The sequence below is a fragment of the Polaromonas sp. AER18D-145 genome, assembly GCF_002379095.1.
Taxonomy (GTDB): Bacteria; Pseudomonadota; Gammaproteobacteria; order Burkholderiales; family Burkholderiaceae_C; genus Polaromonas.
The window spans coordinates 86576-105000 of the sequence record NZ_NBZV01000006.1 but is presented as its reverse complement, the minus strand read 5'-3'; the positions used below and the strand labels follow the sequence as shown (position 1 = coordinate 105000).

The window sequence follows — 18425 nt, the reverse complement described above, 5'->3', positions numbered from 1 at the left end:
CGCAGCCAGTTCCAGCACGGCCAGGTAGCGCGGCGCATCCCTGAGCAGTTGCCGGCGCAGGGCCAGCGGGTCCTGCTGCACCGCAAACGCCAGCTCGTCGATAAAACATTCCGAAAAGAAGGCATTGTGCGAATGGCCTACCGAGCGCCAGAAACCCACTGGAACACTGTTGCGGGTGGCCACATGCGACATGTGCTGATGGGCAAAGCCGTACGGCAGGTCAAACAGGCCCTCCGCCGTGGTTCTGTCGGGCGTATCGACAGGGCCGGCCAGCATGGGCACACCGCGTTCCAGCCAGCGCGGACTGATGGCGTCGCCGGCCGACCGGATGCGCAGGCTGACGGGCTGGCCCTGGGCGTCGATCGCCGCGACCAGCCTGGCCACATGCATGGGCCGGTAAAAGTCGTGGGTGGTGTCTTCTTCCCGGGACCAGATCAGCTGCACCGGACGACCGCCGCATTCGAGGGCCACCCGGACGGCTTGGGCGATGTAGTCCACCTCCAGCCGGCGGCCAAAACCGCCGCCCAGCAGGGTGACGGTGACGCTGACATCTTCCGCCGCCACGCCAGCCACCCGCGCCGCGATCGCCGCCCCCATCTGCGGGACCTGGGTCGGCACCCAGACAAACACCTTGCCGTCCCGGACCTGGGCCGTGCAGTTCATGGGCTCCAGCGTGGCGTGCGCCAAGTAGGGCGCGCGGTACAGCGCCTCCAGCTTGCGGACGGCACCCGCCTCGGCCTGGGCCACGGACCCCTTTTCGTAAAAGGTGAAGCCCTCTTCGCGGTCTTCCCTGTCTTGCCCGTCTTCCCCCTGCAGCGCAGCCTCCAGCTCGCGCGCAATCTGGCGCGAGTCGAGGGCGCCGGCGGGGCGCTGGTGCCAGTCCACCGGCACCGCCTGCGCCGCCTGCTGGCATTGCCACCAGCTTTTCCCCACAACGGCAAAGCCCGCGGTGGAACCGGCATAAGGAGGCAGGCGCACCAGACGCTCCACCCCGGGCATGGCCAGCGCCGCGTTCACATCGATCGCCCCCGGTGCACCGCCCAGCATCGGACACAGGCGGATCGCCGCGTAAAGCATGCCGGGCAAACGCACATCGAGCCCGAAGCGGGCCGTACCATCGACCTTGGCGGGAATGTCCTTGCGCGCCGCGTTCCGGCCAATCACCTTCCAGTCCTTGCGCGCCTTCAGCGCCACGCTGCCCGGCGGCGTGGCAGCGGCAAAGCGCGCCAGCTCGCCGTAATGCGCGGATTTTCCCGACGGGTGCGAAATCACGCCATCGCGGACCGTGAACTCGGCCACCGGCAGGCGCCACTGCAACGAAGCCGCCCCCAGCAGGGAGGCGCGCGCCGTGGCGGCGGCCGTGCGCAGCACCAGCCAGGCGTCGGCCACACTGCTCGAGCCGCCGGTGGCATTGATGCCCAGCTCACGCGCCAGCTTGCGCACCACCCATTCGCCCGCCCTGACCTTGAGCGGTCGCTCTTCGAGCTCGAGGGGATGAAAAGGCAGGCCGGCGACCAGCATCGCCACATTGCCATAAATGCTGTCGGCGCCGGCCTGCTCGAGATGGACGCGCGACAGCGGCACATCCAGCTCTTCGGCCACCAGCATGGGCAGGGCCGTGTGGACGCCCTGCCCCATCTCGCTGCGCGCCATGGCCAGCACCACCGAACCGTCGGCGGTGATCTTGATCCAGCCGTTGAGCGCCACCGCGCCGTCGGCCGGCGGCCAAAGCCGTCCGGAACCGGTGCGCGAGCGCGGTGGCAGCGCCCCCCAGCCCACAATCAGGGCACCGGCGGCGCCCGCCGCGCTGAGCAGCCAGGTCCGCTTTTTCATGAACGCTTCTTCGCTGGCACCCGGGCCACGCCCATGCCCGCAGCCCGTTTGATCGCCAGGCGGACGCGCTGGTAAGTCCCGCAGCGGCAAATGTTGGTCATGGCCGCATCAATGTCGGCATCGGTCGGTTTCGGCGTCTTTTCAAGCAGGGCCGCCGCCGCCATCAACATGCCGGACTGGCAATAGCCGCATTGCGGCACCTGTTCAGCGATCCAGGCCTGCTGCAGCGCGTGCGGCCTGGCGGGCGTGCCCAGCGCCTCGATGGTCTGGATGCGCCTGCCGGCCAGGGTGGCCACGGGGGTGACACAGGCGCGCACCGCCTGCCCGTCCACCCGCACGGTGCAGGCGCCACAGGCTGCCACACCGCAGCCGAACTTGGTGCCCGTCATGTTGAGCAGGTCGCGCAGCACCCACAACAAAGGCATGGCCGGGTCGGCGTCCACCTGCACGGCCTGGCCGTTGATTTGTAGTTCCATAAAACGTCCGGTGGTAGCGGGCAGGCACGGTGCAAGCGGCTGCCCGCCGCTGCTGTCCCTTGCACTATAGCCATCCGGCCCTCATCTCCCAAAGCCCGAAAACCAGCATGCGAAATGGCGCACCCGGATAATCCCTGACAACATGGCACTAATTACACTTCTTGACGCTCAACTCGCTTTTGGGCACGTCGCACTGCTGGACCACGCAGATTTTTCGCTGGAACCGAACCAGCGCATTGGCCTGATCGGCCGCAATGGCACGGGCAAATCCTCCCTGCTCAAAATCCTCGCGGGCCTGGAAAAACCCGACGACGGCACCTTGCAGCTGCAGCAGAACCTGCGCATCGCCTACGTGCCGCAGGAGCCCAGCCTCGACCCGCACGCTACTGTTTTCATAGCTGCCAGCGCAGGACTGGCAAGGACCAGGCATGTGGTGGAGCTGTATCTGGCGGCCGACGAACACACCGACCTGGACGCCCTGCAGTCGGAAATCGAGGCGCTGGACGGCTGGAACTGGGAGCAGCGCGTGGAGGAAACCCTGCACCGCCTGCACCTGGACAAGGACGCCATCGTCGGCTCGCTCTCGGGCGGCACCAAAAAGCGCGTGGCGCTGGCCCAGGCGCTGGTCGCCAAGCCCGACGTGCTGCTGCTGGACGAGCCGACCAACCATCTGGACCTCGATTCGATCGCCTGGCTCGAAGAGTTGCTGGTCAACTTCAACGGCAGCATCATCACCATCACCCATGACCGGGCCTTTCTGGACCAGGTCGCGACCGTCATCGTCGAGCTGGACCGCGGCAAGCTGCTGAGTTACCCCGGCAACTTCGCCCAGTACCTGCTGCAAAAGGAAGAGCAGATGGCGCAGGAAGCCGTCATCAACGCCAAGGCCGACAAGCTGCTAGCGCAGGAAGAGGTGTGGATCCGCAAGGGCGTGGAAGCGCGCCGCACCCGCAGTGTGGCGCGCATCGGCCGGCTCGAAACCCTGCGCGACAACCGCTCGGCGCGGCGCGATGCGGTGGGCCGCGTCAACCTGGACGTCTCCAGCGGCGACAAGAGCGGCAAGATCGTGGCCGAACTGACCCATGTGACGAAAAGTTTTGGCCACCCGGGGTCCTCCAAAGTCATCGTCAACGGTTTCAGCGCGACCCTGCTGCGCGGCGACAAGGTGGGCCTGCTGGGCCCCAACGGCGCCGGCAAAAGCACGCTGCTCAAGCTGATTCTGGGCGAGCTGCAGCCCGACGTGACCCTGCCCCCGGGCAAGGTGCGCCAGGGCGCGAACCTGCAGGTGGCCTACTTCGACCAGATGCGCGATGCCCTGGACCTGGACGCGACGCTGGAAGACTTCATCAGCCCCGGCAGCGAGTGGGTCGAGATCAATGGCCAGAAAAAACACGTCAAGAGTTACCTGACCGACTTTTTGTTCAGCCCCGAACGCGCCCGCTCCCCGGTGCGCAGCTTGAGCGGCGGCGAACGCAACCGCCTGCTGCTGGCGCGCCTGTTTGCCCGGCCGGCCAATGTGCTGGTGCTCGACGAGCCGACCAACGACCTGGACATCGACACGCTGGAACTGCTGGAAGACCTGCTGCAGAACTACGAGGGCACCGTCTTCCTGGTCAGCCACGACCGGCGTTTCCTCGACAACGTGGTCACCAGCACAATTGCCTACGAGGGCACGCCGGACAACCCGGGCTTCTGGCGCGAGTACGAGGGCGGTGTGACGGACTGGATCACCCAGTCGAAACGTGCGGCGCAGCTGACCGGCGGCGGCAAGACCCCGGCCGCCGCCTCCAGCGCCAAAACCACAAGCAAAAACACACCTGAGCCCAATAAGGACGGGCGCGAGCAGCTATCAAAAAAGAAGCTGAGCTACAAGGAGCAGCGCGAACTCGACGGCTTGCCGGCGCTGATCCAGCAGCTCGAGTCGCAGCAGAAGGCGATCGAGCAGGAGCTGTTTGACGGCACGCTGTACACCACGAACGCCAAACGCGCGGCCGAACTGAACGCCCGCAACACCAAGATCGAGGAAGAACTCATGGCGGCGCTGCAGCGCTGGGAGATCCTGTCCAGTTAGTGGGCAGCATAGCGCCAGGTCGCCAGCGGATCGGGTAAAACACCTACAGGATGTCGCGCCGGTGTCGGGGCGTATGACCCCCTTTGAGCCAGCGCCCTGCGCTAAAGTGGCAGCATTGTCCAAAACCACTTCATGCCTCCAAGTCCGTCGCCCCCTGCCTGCCCGTTTTTCGCCCGCTGGCGCTGGATCCCTCCGCTGTTGCTGGGTGTGTGGATGACCGGCTGCGCCTCCCTGCCCAGCGAGGTGGACCGGCCGGTCTCGACGGCCCTGGCCGACCCGACGGAAACCCGCATCGGCCGGGCCGTGCAGGCTCGCGCCGCCCAGGCCGAAACCCACAATGATTCCGGCTTTGCGCTGGTCAACAGTGCCGAACTGGCATTCACCAGCCGCATGGCGCTGATCAGTGCCTCGGAAAAAACACTGGACATCCAGTACTACGCAATCCATGCCGACGAGACCACACTGCGGATGTTTGACGCCCTGCGCGCCGCCGCCGCCCGCGGCGTGCGCATCCGCATCCTGCTCGACGACTTCAACACCGCCGGCAAAAACGCCCAGGTGCTGAAACTCGCCTTTGAAAAAAACATCGAGCTGCGCCTGTTCAATCCCCTGCCGGGCGGGCGCGGGTCGCTGTTTTTCCGCATCCTCGGGTCGCTGAAAGACATGGACCGCCTCCAGCGGCGCATGCACAACAAGATTTTTGTCGCCGACAACGCGGTCGCCATCACCGGCGGGCGCAACCTCGGCGAAACCTACTTCGGCCAGGGCGAGGGCACCAACTTCATCGACGCCGACGTGCTGGCGGCCGGCCGGATCGTGCGCGAGCTCTCGCGCAGCTTTGACCTGTACTGGAACAACCCGCTGGCCTACCCGGTGGAGTCGCTGATGACCGCCGCGCAGCTGGAAGCCATGAAGCCGCCGCCGGCAGCGGGCTTGCCGGCGGGCCAGATCAAACCGGTCAACGGCGAAACCAGCGCTGCCGCAGGCGGCAATATCACCGGTGGCGCGCCGGCCAAACCTGCGAGGCCAGCCGTGCGCAAGGTCACCGCGCTCGACGGCTCGGTCAGCGTGGCCGACCCCCTGCCCGACAGCACCAACCTGGCGCTGCTGGAATGGACCTGGGCGCCGTCGACGCTGCTGGTCGACAAGGCCTCCAAGATCGCCGCTGACGCCGACGCGGTGGAAGCGTCGCAGGACACCACGGTCGATGGCCTGCTGCAGCTGATGGCAGAGGCCAAAAGCGACCTGCTGATCGTCTCGCCCTACTTTGTGCCGGGCCGGCGCATGATGGACCAGCTCGCGGCCATCCGGCAAAAGCACGTGCGTATCCGGGTGCTGACCAACTCGCTGGCGTCCAACGACGCGCCCGCCGCCCATGTGGGGTATGCCCGTTACCGCAAGGACCTGCTGGGCCTGGGCATTGAACTGTATGAAATGCGCGCCGAGCAGGAGAGCACCCTGAGCGGCTTCAGCTCGCTCGGCAGTTCTGGCTCGGCCGGCGGCTCACGCGCCAGCCTGCATGCCAAGATCGTGGTGCTGGACGACAGCCTGCTGGTGGTCGGGTCCATGAACCTGGACCTGCGCTCCCAGCTGCAGAACAGCGAGGTGGCGCTGGTGATCCGCAGCCGCAAACTCGCGGCCGACACCACCCGGCTGATTGAACCGGCGCTGGCCAAGGGCGCCTACAAGGTCGAACTGGAAAACGGCCAGCTGATCTGGCGCGCGCCGCAAGGTTCGCAGCTGAAGGACTCGCGCACGGAGCCGGACGCGAGCCTGGGGCTCAAGCTCATGCTCACGCTGATCGGACCGCTGGCGCCCGACGAGATGCTCTGAGCGCCCGGACCTGAACGGCCGGGGCAAGCCCCCTTCTCAAGCCTCCGGCGTATCGGTGTCGCGCAGGCCGTCGCGCAGCCCCTTGCGCGCGGCGGCCGCGAGCGCCTCGTACCGGGTCCGGAAGGCGTCCAGCGACTCTTCGTTCAGTTCCTCGAGGTCGAGCAGCGCGTTGTGGGCACCCTGGGTGGCGCGTATGAGTTCGTCCAGCTTGATCTGGATCGCCTCGGTGTCGCGGTTCTGCGAGTTCTGGATCAGGAACACCATCAGGAAGGTGACGATGGTGGTGCCGGTGTTGATGACCAGCTGCCAGGTATCGCTGAAGCCGAACAGCGGCCCGGTGACGATCCAGGCAAGGATCACCAGCAACGCCATGAAAAAGGTGGCCGGTCGGCCGGCATAACGCGAGGCAGCCTTGGCCGCGTTGGAATACCAGTTGTTCTTGCTTGCCATGGTGTGTTCCAGGGGTCAGGAGAGGCTGGAGAGGCTGGCATCGGGAAACCCGATGCTGCATCCCATGTGGATCCTGAAGACATCAACCAACCCTGCGGCGACCGCACCGGCCTCGCGCATGCGCGCCCGGCAGCCGGGCGCATGAACAGGCCGGAGCGGCTCGATCAGCATGCAGGGACACCCTGCCCGTTGCCGGTCCGGCGGGCCGAATTTGCTATTGATTCAATAGCTGTCTGCGCCCATTCCGACTGGGCTACAGGCCAAAAATGCTTAAAAACCGGATAACGACTCATTTCAGTCACTTCATGCCGTCCCGCAGCCGCGCAAACACCTTCCAGAACGCCGCTTCCTGGGTGGTCGCAAAGTTGATGCGCATCAGGGTGCTGGGCTTGCGCACCGCGTGAAACAGCGCACCGGGCGCGATCAGGTACCCCTCGTCGAGCATGCGCTGCGCCAGCGCGTCGGTGTCCACCCCGGTCTCCACCCAGCCGAACAGGCCGGCGGGTTCCGCCGCAAAGCTGCAGCCGTGCGCCAGCGCCAGCTTGACGCTGCGGGCGCGCGCCGCGTCCAGCCGCGTGCGAATGCGTTCGGCATGGCGGCGCAGCTGGCCCTGGTCGATGCACCAGGCCAGTGCTTTTTCCAGCAGCGAGGGCGTGGTCAGCGTGCCCAGCAGTTTGGTGTCGAGCAGGCGCTCCACCAGGTCGGGCGGCGCGGCCATGAAACCGACGCGCCAGCCGGGCGCGAGGATCTTGGCAAAACCGCTGACATAAATCGTGCGCTGCAGGCCGTCGAGCGCACACAGCCGCGTTGCATGTTCGGGCGCCAGGTGGCTGTAGGTGTCGTCCTCGACGAGGTGGAAGTTGTGCTGGTTGGCCAACTGCAGCACGCGGTGCGCGCTACCCGGCGCCAGGCAATAACCGGTCGGGTTGTGGAACACGCTGACACTGACAAACAGCTTCGGGCTGTGCAGCGCGCAGTACTGCGCCATGACCTCCAGGTCCGGCCCGTCGGCGCGCCGCGGCACCGGCAGGATGCGCATGCCCAGCGCGTCGAGCCGCGCAAACTCCACCGCCCAGCCGGGCTCCTCGACCATCACGCAGTCGCCGGCGCGCAGCAGCGTGCGGCTCACGATGTCCAGCGCATGGGTGGCGCCCACGCTGGTGATGATCTGTTCGGGCACCGCATGCACATTGAGCGCGCTGAGTTTTTGCGAGAGCGCGCGGCGCAGGCCGCTGTCGCCCATGGGTTCGCCATAACTGAGTGAACACTCGCGCAGCGCACTCGCGCTGGTGACCCTGCGCACCGCCGCCGGCATGAAGCTGGTCTCCAGCCACTCGGGCGGAAACACGCCCATGCCTGGTTGCGGCTTGTTGCTGACCCGGTGGAACATGCCGCGGATCAGCGCGGTGGCATCCACCGGCGCCTGCCGGGTCGCCATCCCGGTCGCGGTGCCCCAGCTGCTCAGCGGCGGCGGGGTTTCAGGAGCACTTGAACCTAGCACCCCAGTTGCTCCGTTTTTTGTAGCAATTTGCACTGGATGGACGGGCGCCAGGACCGCATTGAACGATGCATCGCGGACAAAAAACCCGCGATTCCGGCGCGCCACCACCAGGCCTTGCGCCTGCAACTGGTCATACGCCGCGACCACGGTGGACACACTGACGCCCTGTTGCCCGGCACACAGGCGCACCGAGGGCAGGCGCGCGCCAGGCGCCAGCAAGCGGCTGCGAATGCGCTCGGCAAACCGTACGCTGAGCTGCTCGGTCAGGGACTGGGAAGCGGTTTTCATCAACATGGCGGACCCCGGCGGCCCCGGTGCAACGCAACACCCGCGGCCTGTGTACTGACAATTTGACCAGCACAGTTTGAAAATTTGTCACTCTAACTGTATTGGTAGTGTGCTGGCTTGAACTATAAAGTCTGAGTCATGAATTGGCAAGAATTTACAGCCCTGCTGGTGCTGGCGACGGCGATGAGTTTCTCTCCCGGCCCCAACACCACCCTGTCCACCGCCCTGGCGGCCAACCACGGCCTGCGCCGCGCCATGCCTTTTGTCTGCGCGGTGCCGGTCGGCTGGGGCGTGTTGCTGAGCCTGTGTGCGCTGGGCCTGGGCGCGCTGCTGCTGGCAATTCCGTTGCTGGGCCTGGCGATCAAGCTCATCGGCGTGGTTTACCTGCTCTGGCTGGCCTCGAAGATCGCGCGCACCCGGCAGTTGGGCCAGCTCAGCGAAGCCGACGCCGAACGCATGAACGTCGGCTTCTGGCAGGGCGCGGCGCTGCAGTTCGTCAACATCAAGGCCTGGATGCTGGCGCTCGCGATTGTCAGCGGCTGGATCGCCGGGCGCAGCGACCCCGGCCTGCGTTTTGCCGTGGTGCTGCCGGTGATGCTGGCCTATGCCTTTGCCAGCAACCTGGTCTACGCGCTGGCCGGTTCGCTGCTGCGCGAGTGGCTGTCCGGGCCCGCCGGCAGCGGCCGGCGCCTGGTGGGGTTCAACCGCGCCATGGCGGCGGTGCTGGTGGCGACTGCGGTCTGGATGCTCTTTATATGACGCAGCAACAGATCAACAAGGGCCTGTGGCTGGGCCTGCTGGGCATAGGGATTTTTGCGGTGACCCTGCCGATGACGCGCCTGGCCGTGGGCACGCCCGAGGCGCCGCAGATGTCGGGCGTGTTCATCGCGCTGGGCCGGGCCGTGGTGGCCGCCGCGCTGTCGGCGCTGTTCCTGCTGGCCACACGCGCGCCACTGCCGCAGCGGCAGGACTGGCTGCCGCTGGCCATCACGGCCGGCGGTGTCGTGTTCGGCTTTCCGCTGTTCACGTCCATCGCCATGCGTTATGTCGAGGCCATGCATGCCAGCGTGATCGTCGGTGTGTTGCCGCTGGCCACCGCCGCGGTCGGCGCCCTGCTGCACCGCCAGCGGCCATCGGCCGGTTTCTGGCTGTGCGCGGCCCTCGGCAGCGCGCTGGTGGTGGCGTTTGCACTGCTGCGCTCGGGCAGTGCCGCGGGCCTGTCCATCCACTTCGCAGACGGGCTGCTGCTGGCCGGCATGTTGTGCGCGGCGGTCGGCTATGGCTATGGCGCGCGGCTGTCGCAACACATGCAGGCCGAACATGTGATCTGCTGGGCGTTGCTGATCTCCCTGCCCTTGACGCTGCCGCTGGCGCTGCTGAGCTGGCCCCAAGTGGCGATCAAGATCAGCGCCTGGGCCGGTTTTGCCTACCTCGGGGTGTTTTCGATGTGGCTGGGCTTTTTTGCCTGGTACCGCGGCCTGGCGCTGGGCGGCACGGTGCGTGTCAGCCAGGTGCAACTGGTCCAGCCCTTTTTGTCCATGCTGTTTGCGGTGCCGCTGCTCGGTGAGCGCCTGGACGCGGTCACCGTGGGTTTCAGCCTGGCCGTGATTGCCACCGTGTTTGCCGGCAAGAAAATGCCCGTCCATACCGCCACCTGGAAGGAAGCCACATGAAGATGAGCCACATCCCTTTCGGCACGACCGACTGGTCCGCCGTGGCGCGCGGCGAGCATTCGGCACAAAGCGGCCAGGCCTTCTGGCGCACGCAGCAGTTTGGCGAGGTGCGCGTGCGCATGGTCGAGTACACGCCCGGTTACGTGTCCGACCACTGGTGCAGCAAGGGCCATGTCCTGCTGTGCCTGGCGGGTGAACTGCACACCGAGCTGGAAGACGGCAGCCGGCATGTGCTGCTACCCGGCATGAGTTACCAGGTGGCCGATGGGGCTGAGGCGCACCGATCAAGCGCACCCAAAGGTGCGACACTGTTTATCGTGGATTGACGACAGAAAAGAGCACAACCATGGAAAGAAGCAACATGCACTGGACCCTGGCCGCACGCGCCGAAAAAATGAACCCCTCGGTGATCCGCGAGATCCTCAAGGTCACCGAAAAGCCCGGCATCATCAGTTTTGCCGGCGGCCTGCCCTCGCCCAAGACCTTTCCGGTCAGCGCGTTTGCCGAGGCCTGCGCCAAGGTCTTGCGCGAAGACGGTCCGGCGGCCCTGCAATACGCCGCCAGCGAAGGTTACGGCCCGCTGCGCGAGATGGTGGCAGCCATGCTGCCCTGGCAGGTGGACCCGGCGCAGGTGCTGATCACCACCGGTTCGCAGCAGGGCCTCGATCTACTGGCCAAGATCCTGATCGACAAGGACAGCCCCATCCTGGTGGAAACGCCGACCTACCTGGGCGCGCTGCAGGCCTTCACGCCGATGGAGCCGCAGGTGGTGAGTGTGGCCAGCGACGACGACGGCATTGATGTGGACGACCTCGCACGCAAGGCCAAAGGCGCCAGGTTTCTGTACGTGCTGCCCAACTTCCAGAACCCGACCGGCCGCACCATGAGCGAGGCACGCCGCGCCGCGCTGTCGGCCCGCGCCGCCGAACTGGGTTTGCCCATCGTGGAAGACAACCCCTATGGTGACCTCTGGTTCGACACGCCGCCCCCGCTGCCCCTGAGCGCGCGCAACCCCGACGGCTGCCTCTACCTCGGTTCGTTTTCCAAGGTGCTGGCCCCCGGCCTGCGGCTGGGCTTTCTGGTGGCGCCCAAGGCGCTTTACCCCAAGCTGCTGCAGGCCAAGCAGGCCGCCGACCTGCACAGCCCCGGCTTCAACCAGCGCATGGTGGCCGAGGTGATGAAGGACGGTTTCCTGGACCGCCATGTGCCGACCATTCGCGCGCTCTACAAATCGCAACGCGACGCCATGCTGGCCGCGCTGCAACGCGAGATGCCATCGGACGTCAGCTGGAACACGCCCGACGGCGGCATGTTCCTGTGGGCGCGGTTGCCGGCCGGCATGAACGCAGTGGCGCTGCTGCCCAAAGCCGTCGACAAAAACGTGGCCTTTGTGCCGGGCGCCGCTTTTTACGCCGACAACGCCGACGAACGCACCTTGCGCCTGTCGTTTGTGACGGCCAGCATCGCGCAGATCAACACCGGCATTGCGGCGCTCGCGGCAGCGATCCGGGAGAGCCGTCCCGGCACGGCCATCCTTCGACAGGCTCAGGACGAACGGGACACAGCGGCGAGCGTGGGGGCTAAATAACCATGCTCAAGATCTGGGGGCGGATGAGCTCCATCAATGTCAAGAAGGTGGTGTGGACGGCGCAGGAGTTGGGCCTGGACCTCCAGCGCACCGAAGCAGGCGGCCTGTTTGGCCTGGTCAAGACGCCCGACTACATGGCACTGAACCCCAATTCGCTGGTGCCGGTGATCGAGGACGACAGTTTTGTGCTGTGGGAGTCCAACGTGATCGTGCGTTACCTGTGCGCCCGGCATTCGTCCGGCGACATGTACCCGACCGACCTGCGTGAGCGTTTTGACGCCGAACGCTGGATGGACTGGCAGCAGACCACGCTGAACCCGGCGAGCCGCCCCGGCTTCTGGCAGCTGGTGCGCACGCCACCCGAGCAGCGCGATGCCGCGCTGATTGCCGAATCCAATGCCGCGGTCGAAGCGCTGATGGCGATGCTGGACACCCACCTGGCGCAGCGCAGCTTCATGGTCGGCGAGCGTTTCACCGTGGCCGACATTCCCGTGGCCTGCGAGGTGCACCGCTGGTTCGGCCTGCCGCAGCCGCGCCAGGGCCGGCCCCACCTTGAGCGCTGGTACGACATCCTGTGCGCCCGGCAAGCCAGCAAGGGTGTGCTGGACCTGGCACTGTCCTGACAACTTCCACCTCTCATCTCTCACCTTCCGGTCCCACAGCATGAAAACCAGGCTCCTTCGACAAGCTCAGGACAGGCTCTTCAAACAAGTCGACGTCTTCACTGACCAGCCCTATTTCGGCAACCCGCTGGCCGTGGTGCTGGACGGCAGCGGCCTGGACGACGCGGCCATGCAGCGTTTTGCGCGCTGGACCAACCTGTCGGAAACCACGTTTGTGCTGCCGCCCGCCGATCCGTCGGCCGACTACCGCGTGCGCATCTTCACGCCGGGCGGCGAACTGCCTTTTGCCGGCCATCCCACGCTGGGCAGCTGCCACGCCTGGCTGCAGGCCGGCGGCACGCCGAAGCGCCAGGACTTCATCGTGCAGGAATGCCAGGTCGGCCTGGTGAACATCCGGCGCGACCCTTCGACCCTTCGACATGCTCAGGACAGGCCAAGCTCAGGACAGGACGGCGGGCGGCTGGCCTTTGCCGCGCCGCCCCTCCAGCGCTCGGCGCCCAGCCCTGCGGTGCTGGCGCAGGTGGCTGCCGCCCTCGGCCTGAAAGCGCAACACATCCTGGCCGCGCAACTGCTCGACAACGGACCGGTGTGGCTGGGCCTGCTGCTGGACAGCGCCGACACCGTGCTGCAGCTGCAACCGGATCACGCCGCGCTCAAGAAACATGGCCTGAAAGTGGGTGTAGCCGGCGCCCATTCAGCGCAGACAGCTCCTGTTTTAATAGCACGCGCCAACCGCGAGGCGCGCGCTTTTTCCGGCAGCACACACCCCAGCCCCGCAGAAGCGGCCACGGCAGACTTTGAGGTGCGGGGTTTTGCAGCGCCCATCGGCATCGAGGAAGACCCGGTCACCGGCAGCCTGAACGCCAGTCTGGCGCAATGGCTGATGGCCGAAGGCCATGCGCCCGAACGTTATATGGCCGCGCAAGGCACGTGCCTGGGCCGCGCCGGCCGCGTCTACCTGACGCGCGAGCCTGATGCCCAGGGTTCAGCCCAGGCCACTTCGACGGGCTCTGGACAGGTCTGGGTCGGCGGTCAATCGGTCACCTGCATCGATGGCACGGTGACGCTGTGAGTGACGCTGTGCGCCGCGCGCCATGAAACAGGCCCAGGTCGATCACCTGGTCGTCGTGGCTGGCACGCTGGCGCAGGGCGTGGCCTGGTGCGAGGAAACACTGGGCATCACGCCCGGCCCCGGCGGCGAACATCCGCTGATGGGCACGCACAACCGCCTGTTCAGCGTGGCCGGCCCGGCCTTCCCGCGCGCCTACTTCGAAATCATTGCGATCCAGCCCGGCGTCACGCCCCTCAGGGCGGCTGGCACACACCGCTGGTTCGACATGGACGACCGCGCGCTGCAGGCCCTTGTGACCCGTGAAGGACCGCAGCTGGTGCATTTTGTCGCCAGCGTGCCGGGCGTGCTGACTGCCGTCAAGGCCCTGGCCGCCCTCGGGCTGGACCGCGGCAGCGTCGTGGCAGCCTCGCGCCAGACCGCGACGGCGCTGCTCCAGTGGCGCATCACCGTGCGCGATGACGGCCAGCGGCTGTTCTACGGCGGCCTGCCCACCCTGATCCAGTGGGGCGAGGCTGGCGAAGACCCGGCGCGCGCCGCCCACCCGCTGGACGCCATGGCGCCCTCGGGCGTGACGCTGCAGGCGCTGCAGGTCCGCCACCCGCGTCCCGACAAGCTGCAGGCGGCGCATGCCGCCATCGGGCTGGCTGGTGTGGCGGTCACGCCGGGCGCGCCCAACCTCATCGCCACCTTACAAACACCGCGTGGCCTGGTCATGCTGGAATCGAAAGGCGTCTGAATGTACCGTACGCAAGCGCTTGCTCCGCCCGCTACCCGTCCCGGTACCGGCCTGCCCGACCTGCCCGCCATCGAAGCCGCGGCCCGCGTGGTCTACCGCGAGTTCCAGGCCACGCCGCAATACCGCTGGGGCCTGTCGAGCCAGCGCCTGGGCACCGACTGCTGGATCAAACACGAGAACCACACGCCGGTCGGTGCCTTCAAGATACGCGGCGGGCTGACTTATTTCGAAGCCTTGAAGCAGGGCCATGCCCTGCCGGCAGAAGTCGTCAGCGCCACGCGTGGCAACCACGGGCAAAGCATAGGTTGGGCGGCGCGCGCGCATGGCGTGGCCTGCACCATCGTGGTACCGCGCGGCAACTCGCTGGAGAAAAACGCCGCCATGCGCGCGCTCGGCGTCACCCTGATCGACCACGGGGAGGACTTCCAGGAAAGCCGCGAGTTCGCGATGCGCCTGGCGACCGAACGCGGGGCCCACATGGTGCCGAGTTTTCATGCCGACCTGCTCAGCGGCGTGAGCACCTACTGGTGGGAGTTCATGCTGGCGGTGCCGCAGCTCGATGTGGTCTATGTGCCGATCGGCCAGGGCTCGGGCGCGTGTTCGGCCATTGCCGCCAAACTGGCGCTGGGGCGAACGCTGCGCATCGTCGGCGTCGTCAGTGCACACGCCACCACCTACGCCGACTCGCTGGCCGCCGGCCGCGTGGTCGAAGCGCCGGTCAGCACACAACTGGCCGACGGCATGGCCTGCCGCATCGCGGACCCGGCCGCGCTCGACATCCTGTTGCCGCACCTGGACCACATCGTGAAAGTCAGCGATGCCGAAGTCGCGCAGGCCATGCGCGACCTGTATGCCGACACCCACAACATCGCCGAAGGCGCAGGGGCCGCAAGTTTTGCCGCCGCCATGCAGGAGCGCGCGCAGCTCAAGGGCCAGGTGGTGGGCACCACACTGTGCGGGGGCAACGTGGACAGCGCCACTGTCGCGAAGGTATTGAGCCCCCACGCTTCTCGCTTCGCGTAGTGCGCTGCCCCCCGAGGGGGCGCTGCGCCTGCGGACTGGCAAAGCCAGATCCGCGGCCCCTGCTTGAAGTGTTGCCGCACGTTTGCTGCCCAAAACCTCTGAACTCGAACCTTCAGTCACGCGCGTGACTAAAAGCAAGAGCGCAGCGCGCCACAATTTGCCCATGGGAACCCTTTACCTTGTGCGCCACGGCCAGGCCTCGTTTGGCGCTGAAAATTACGATGTGCTGAGCAGCATGGGGCACCGGCAGAGCGTGCGCCTGGGGGAGTACTTCAAATACAAGGGCGTGACCTTCGACGCGGCGCTGACCGGCACCCTGAACCGCCAGATCCAGACCTTTGCCGGCATCTGCGAGGGCATGGGCATGGCGCTCGATGCCTTGCGGCAGACCGGGCTCAATGAATATGACGCCGAAGCGGTGATCGCGGCCATCCATCCGGCCAAACTCGACAAGCCGACCTCGCCCGAGATGTACCGCAGCCACTTCCGCCTGCTCAAGGACGGCCTGGCGCAATGGATGGCCGGCGTGGTCAGCCCGCGCGGCATGCCCAGCTACACCGATTTCGTGGCGGGCATCACCGAGGTGCTGGACCACGTCAAGACCAGCTACACCGGCAACGTGTTGCTGGTGTCCAGCGGCGGCCCGATTGCCACCGCCGTGGGCCATGTGCTGGGCACCAGCCCCGAGGCCACCATCGACCTGAACCTGCGCATACGCAACTGCTCGGTGACCGAGTTTGCCTTCACGCCGAAACGCCACATGCTCGTGACCTACAACACGCTGCCGCACCTGGATGCACTGGAACACGCGGACTGGATCACCTACTCATAGGGTCTGGCCGCCTGCGTCCCGCGTGGAAGCGAGCAGCCATTGGAGGTAGGCGCTGGAGCCCGTGAGCACCGGCAACTGCAGAATCTCCGGCGTGTCGTACGGGTGATGGGCAAGAATGAAAGTTTCCACCTGCGCATAGAGTGCCGCGCGGGTCTTGACCAGCAGCAGGTATTCGGCTTCGCGCCGGCTCTCGCCCTGCCAGACATAAAAACTCTTCACCGGCATCACCTGCACACAGGCGGCCAGCTGCGTTTCGACCAGCTGCTGCGCCAACACATCCGCGGCGGCCTCGCTGCCGACGGCCGTCATCACCATGCAGACCGCGTCCATGAGCGGCCCGGTCCTAACGTGGCGCCTGGCCGCTGACGCGCCAGACCACATTGCCCACATCGTCGGCCACCAGCAGGGCGCCGCGTTTGTCCATGGCCACGCCGACCGGTCGCCCCCAGGCCTTGCCGTCCGGGCTGACAAAACCTGTCAGCACATCGATCGGCAGGCCGCTGGGCCGGCTGTCCCTGAACGGCACAAACACCACCTTGTAGCCGCTGCGCGGCTTGCGGTTCCAGGAGCCGTGTTCACCGACAAACACGCCGCTGGACAAGGCTGGCGGCAGCGCACTGCCCTCGGCAAACGCCATGCCCAGCGGCGCCACGTGGTTGCCCAGCGCGTAGTCGGGCGCGACAGCCGCCGCCACCAGATCGGGGCGCGGCGGCTTGACCCGTTCATCCACGTTCTGCCCGAAGTAGCTGTAGGGCCAGCCGTAAAACGCGCCGTCTTTCACCGAGGTCAGGTAGTCGGGCACCAGGTCGCTGCCGATTTCGTCGCGTTCGTTGACCACCGTCCACAAGGCGCCGCCCGGCGCCCAGCCCATGCCATTGGGGTTGCGCAGGCCGGTCGCAAACAGGCGCTTGGCGCCGGTCTGCGGGTCGATCTCCCAGATCGCGGCACGGCCGGCTTCGGCCTCCATGCCGTTTTCACCGACATTGCTGTTCGAACCCACGGTTGCATACAGCTTGCTGCCGTCCGGGCTGGCGATCAGGCTTTTGGTCCAGTGGTGGTTGATGGGTCCGCCCGGCAGGTCGGTCACGGTGACGGCCGGCGCGGTGATGGTCATCTGACCGGGTTCGTAAGGGAAACGAACCACGCCATCGGTGTTGGCGACATAAAAGCTGTTGCCGATCAGCGCCATGCCGAAGGGCGAGTTCAGGCCCCGCAAAAACACCGTGCGGGTTTCAGCCACGCCGTCGCCGTCAGCATCACGCAGCAGGGTGATGCGGTTGGCGCTGGGCACACCAGCGCCGGCGCGTTTCATCACCAGCCCGGTGATCCAGCCCTTGATGCTGAAGCCGGCCTGCGGCTGGGCCGGCTTGTTGCTCTCGGCCACCAGCACGTCGCCGTTGGGCAACACGTGGATCCAGCGCGGATGGTCCAGTCCGCTGGCCAGCGCCGTCACGCGCAACCCGGCCGCCGGCACGGGCAGCACACCCGCGGGCCAGCCGATGGCCTCGGCGACATGCACGGTCGGGATCAGCGTCTTCGTCGGTGGCGGCAGGGTCGGCGTGGCGCCGAGGTCGGCACCGGACGGCAACTTGGAGATGTCGCCACAGGCGGTCAGTCCTGCTGCCAGGAGAACCCAAGTTGCCAAACCGGAAGAAAACGCGGTTGAGTGCGGGGCTTTGGAGAACTTCATGTGACAAGCCTTGTCGCGGCATACAAAACGGCCGCAGTGTTTTCCAGCATGAATCAGCGCGCGCGCGTTGCTGTCAGTCGACGGCGCAAGTGAAGGTCAGAATCAAGCGGAAGCGCCAAGCCGACCACACGCAGATGTCAGGCGTCGAACTGCGCGCGTGCGCCGGCTATTTGCGGGGAGCAAGTATGGCATCGTAGGACGCAGACGAGAACCCTGAAAGGCTTTGGCCATTCGCTACCAGGAGCGGAACACCTTGTTTGCCGCCAGCCCGCGCGTAGGCAAGCAGACCATCTTTCGTGTCTATGTCGACCTCTCGGTAAGAAACTTTTTTGGTCGCGAGATAGGTTTTCGCCAACTTGCAATAACCGCACCAGACAGCAGAAAAGAGGACCGTCTCGCTGGTACCAGGTATTTTCGTGTTTGCATCCGCCGCCTTTTTTAGCTGATCGATATACAGGAGCGTTTCCGCAGAGAGAGGGCTGGCTGGCGCATTATGAAACGTAAGGGCCCTGGCCTCGCGAGCATTAGGGGTCGGCCGATCGCTGTAGACCGTCTTGCCGTCAGGACCGATCGACTTAAAGAGCGTTGTTGTCGTTTGAGCAATTGCAGTACTGGAGGCGGCAAAAGCAAACAGGAGCAGCAGAAACGGACTCATCTTATGCCGCCCAACGTCTGACATGTATAGCATCCGCAAGCAATCGACACTTGCTCGCAGACGGGGCTCAACGGAGGGTTT

General features: G+C 66.2%; 19 protein-coding genes (1 of these 19 cut by a window edge). 11 read left to right on the top strand and 8 right to left on the bottom strand.

Going from position 1 to position 18425, the window contains the following annotated elements:
* Positions 1 to 1833: the 5' portion of a molybdopterin cofactor-binding domain-containing protein gene (locus B7G52_RS05580; RefSeq protein WP_096696652.1), read on the bottom strand. The gene continues 462 nt to the left of window position 1, outside the view; only the first 1833 of its 2295 coding nucleotides appear in the window; the start codon lies at positions 1831 to 1833; its stop codon lies beyond the left edge, outside the window.
* Positions 1830 to 2309 (bottom strand): (2Fe-2S)-binding protein, encoded by a 480-nt coding sequence (locus tag B7G52_RS05575; protein ID WP_096696651.1) that lies wholly within the window; start codon positions 2307 to 2309, stop codon positions 1830 to 1832. Before B7G52_RS05575 ends, B7G52_RS05580 begins: the two co-directional genes overlap by 4 nt.
* 142 nt (positions 2310 to 2451) lie before the next feature.
* On the opposite strand from B7G52_RS05575, the gene B7G52_RS05570 reads away from it, so the two are divergent.
* Together B7G52_RS05570 and B7G52_RS05565 are read left to right on the top strand one after the other, a co-directional pair.
* A complete protein-coding gene (locus B7G52_RS05570; RefSeq protein WP_096696650.1) occupies positions 2452 to 4380 on the top strand; it encodes an ATP-binding cassette domain-containing protein in 1929 nt (642 codons plus the stop codon).
* Between the two features lie 132 nt (positions 4381 to 4512).
* Complete coding sequence (locus tag B7G52_RS05565; RefSeq protein ID WP_096696649.1) at positions 4513 to 6213, top strand: phospholipase D family protein; 1701 nt, start codon at positions 4513 to 4515, stop codon at positions 6211 to 6213.
* A 36-nt stretch (positions 6214 to 6249) separates the two neighbouring features.
* Here the strand turns inward: B7G52_RS05565 and B7G52_RS05560 are convergent, their stop codons facing one another.
* From B7G52_RS05560 to B7G52_RS05555, 3 genes are all read right to left on the bottom strand, one after another.
* Positions 6250 to 6663 carry a low affinity iron permease family protein gene (locus B7G52_RS05560; protein ID WP_096696648.1) on the bottom strand — a complete coding sequence of 138 codons (414 nt, stop codon included), beginning with the start codon at positions 6661 to 6663 and terminating at the stop codon, positions 6250 to 6252.
* A gap of 15 nt (positions 6664 to 6678) precedes the next feature.
* The gene (locus B7G52_RS23540; RefSeq protein ID WP_170954684.1) at positions 6679 to 6834 is read right to left on the bottom strand and encodes a hypothetical protein; all 156 of its coding nucleotides are present in this window, start codon (positions 6832 to 6834) and stop codon (positions 6679 to 6681) included.
* A 127-nt stretch (positions 6835 to 6961) separates the two neighbouring features.
* On the bottom strand, positions 6962 to 8458 hold the full coding sequence (locus B7G52_RS05555) for a PLP-dependent aminotransferase family protein (RefSeq protein WP_096696647.1): 1497 nt from the start codon (positions 8456 to 8458) through the stop codon (positions 6962 to 6964).
* A gap of 132 nt (positions 8459 to 8590) precedes the next feature.
* On the opposite strand from B7G52_RS05555, the gene B7G52_RS05550 reads away from it, so the two are divergent.
* The 9 genes from B7G52_RS05550 (at position 8591) to B7G52_RS05510 (ending at position 15999) form a co-directional block, all read left to right on the top strand.
* Positions 8591 to 9211, top strand: coding sequence for a LysE family translocator (locus B7G52_RS05550; RefSeq protein WP_096696646.1), 621 nt, complete (start codon positions 8591 to 8593; stop codon positions 9209 to 9211).
* On the top strand, positions 9208 to 10125 hold the full coding sequence (locus B7G52_RS05545) for a DMT family transporter (RefSeq protein WP_096696645.1): 918 nt from the start codon (positions 9208 to 9210) through the stop codon (positions 10123 to 10125). Before B7G52_RS05550 ends, B7G52_RS05545 begins: the two co-directional genes overlap by 4 nt.
* The gene (locus tag B7G52_RS05540; RefSeq protein ID WP_096696644.1) at positions 10122 to 10451 is read left to right on the top strand and encodes a DHCW motif cupin fold protein; all 330 of its coding nucleotides are present in this window, start codon (positions 10122 to 10124) and stop codon (positions 10449 to 10451) included. The genes B7G52_RS05545 and B7G52_RS05540 overlap by 4 nt, the downstream gene beginning before the upstream one ends.
* A gap of 20 nt (positions 10452 to 10471) precedes the next feature.
* Positions 10472 to 11713, top strand: coding sequence for a PLP-dependent aminotransferase family protein (locus B7G52_RS05535; protein ID WP_240523331.1), 1242 nt, complete (start codon positions 10472 to 10474; stop codon positions 11711 to 11713).
* Positions 11714 to 11715: 2 nt separating this feature from the next.
* Positions 11716 to 12336, top strand: a complete 621-nt coding sequence (locus B7G52_RS05530; protein ID WP_096696642.1) for a glutathione S-transferase family protein — start codon at positions 11716 to 11718, stop codon at positions 12334 to 12336.
* Between the two features lie 40 nt (positions 12337 to 12376).
* Positions 12377 to 13408, top strand: a complete 1032-nt coding sequence (locus tag B7G52_RS05525; protein WP_096696641.1) for a PhzF family phenazine biosynthesis protein — start codon at positions 12377 to 12379, stop codon at positions 13406 to 13408.
* A 22-nt stretch (positions 13409 to 13430) separates the two neighbouring features.
* A complete protein-coding gene (locus tag B7G52_RS05520; protein ID WP_096696640.1) occupies positions 13431 to 14144 on the top strand; it encodes a VOC family protein in 714 nt (237 codons plus the stop codon).
* Positions 14145 to 15167 carry a threonine dehydratase gene (locus tag B7G52_RS05515; protein WP_096696639.1) on the top strand — a complete coding sequence of 341 codons (1023 nt, stop codon included), beginning with the start codon at positions 14145 to 14147 and terminating at the stop codon, positions 15165 to 15167.
* A 163-nt stretch (positions 15168 to 15330) separates the two neighbouring features.
* Positions 15331 to 15999: a histidine phosphatase family protein gene (locus tag B7G52_RS05510; protein WP_096696638.1), complete on the top strand. Its 669-nt coding sequence runs from the start codon at positions 15331 to 15333 to the stop codon at positions 15997 to 15999.
* Here B7G52_RS05510 and cutA read toward each other — a convergent pair.
* From cutA to B7G52_RS05495, 3 genes are all read right to left on the bottom strand, one after another.
* Positions 15994 to 16329: a divalent-cation tolerance protein CutA gene (gene cutA, locus B7G52_RS05505; protein ID WP_170954683.1), complete on the bottom strand. Its 336-nt coding sequence runs from the start codon at positions 16327 to 16329 to the stop codon at positions 15994 to 15996. The two genes, B7G52_RS05510 and cutA, sit on opposite strands and share 6 nt — an antisense overlap.
* Before the next feature lie 13 nt (positions 16330 to 16342).
* A complete protein-coding gene (locus B7G52_RS05500; RefSeq protein ID WP_096696636.1) occupies positions 16343 to 17689 on the bottom strand; it encodes a sorbosone dehydrogenase family protein in 1347 nt (448 codons plus the stop codon).
* Between the two features lie 166 nt (positions 17690 to 17855).
* A complete protein-coding gene (locus tag B7G52_RS05495; RefSeq protein WP_170954682.1) occupies positions 17856 to 18344 on the bottom strand; it encodes a glutaredoxin domain-containing protein in 489 nt (162 codons plus the stop codon).
* Positions 18345 to 18425: the final 81 nt, after the last annotated feature.

Bases quoted from the DNA above. Each gene is read 5' to 3' on its own strand.
- B7G52_RS05550 (WP_096696646.1), top strand. From the start codon at position 8,591: ATGAATTGGCAAGAATTTACAGCCCTGCTGGTGCTGGCGACGGCGATG.
- B7G52_RS05575 (WP_096696651.1), bottom strand. From the start codon at position 2,309: ATGGAACTACAAATCAACGGCCAGGCCGTGCAGGTGGACGCCGACCCG.
- B7G52_RS05500 (WP_096696636.1), bottom strand. From the start codon at position 17,689: ATGAAGTTCTCCAAAGCCCCGCACTCAACCGCGTTTTCTTCCGGTTTG.
- B7G52_RS05495 (WP_170954682.1), bottom strand. From the start codon at position 18,344: ATGAGTCCGTTTCTGCTGCTCCTGTTTGCTTTTGCCGCCTCCAGTACT.
- B7G52_RS05525 (WP_096696641.1), top strand. From the start codon at position 12,377: ATGAAAACCAGGCTCCTTCGACAAGCTCAGGACAGGCTCTTCAAACAA.
- B7G52_RS05555 (WP_096696647.1), bottom strand. From the start codon at position 8,458: ATGTTGATGAAAACCGCTTCCCAGTCCCTGACCGAGCAGCTCAGCGTA.
- cutA (WP_170954683.1), bottom strand. From the start codon at position 16,329: ATGGACGCGGTCTGCATGGTGATGACGGCCGTCGGCAGCGAGGCCGCC.
- B7G52_RS05565 (WP_096696649.1), top strand. From the start codon at position 4,513: ATGCCTCCAAGTCCGTCGCCCCCTGCCTGCCCGTTTTTCGCCCGCTGG.
- B7G52_RS23540 (WP_170954684.1), bottom strand. From the start codon at position 6,834: ATGCTGATCGAGCCGCTCCGGCCTGTTCATGCGCCCGGCTGCCGGGCG.
- B7G52_RS05560 (WP_096696648.1), bottom strand. From the start codon at position 6,663: ATGGCAAGCAAGAACAACTGGTATTCCAACGCGGCCAAGGCTGCCTCG.
- B7G52_RS05535 (WP_240523331.1), top strand. From the start codon at position 10,472: ATGGAAAGAAGCAACATGCACTGGACCCTGGCCGCACGCGCCGAAAAA.
- B7G52_RS05530 (WP_096696642.1), top strand. From the start codon at position 11,716: ATGCTCAAGATCTGGGGGCGGATGAGCTCCATCAATGTCAAGAAGGTG.
- B7G52_RS05570 (WP_096696650.1), top strand. From the start codon at position 2,452: ATGGCACTAATTACACTTCTTGACGCTCAACTCGCTTTTGGGCACGTC.
- B7G52_RS05510 (WP_096696638.1), top strand. From the start codon at position 15,331: ATGGGAACCCTTTACCTTGTGCGCCACGGCCAGGCCTCGTTTGGCGCT.
- B7G52_RS05540 (WP_096696644.1), top strand. From the start codon at position 10,122: ATGAAGATGAGCCACATCCCTTTCGGCACGACCGACTGGTCCGCCGTG.
- B7G52_RS05515 (WP_096696639.1), top strand. From the start codon at position 14,145: ATGTACCGTACGCAAGCGCTTGCTCCGCCCGCTACCCGTCCCGGTACC.
- B7G52_RS05520 (WP_096696640.1), top strand. From the start codon at position 13,431: ATGAAACAGGCCCAGGTCGATCACCTGGTCGTCGTGGCTGGCACGCTG.
- B7G52_RS05545 (WP_096696645.1), top strand. From the start codon at position 9,208: ATGACGCAGCAACAGATCAACAAGGGCCTGTGGCTGGGCCTGCTGGGC.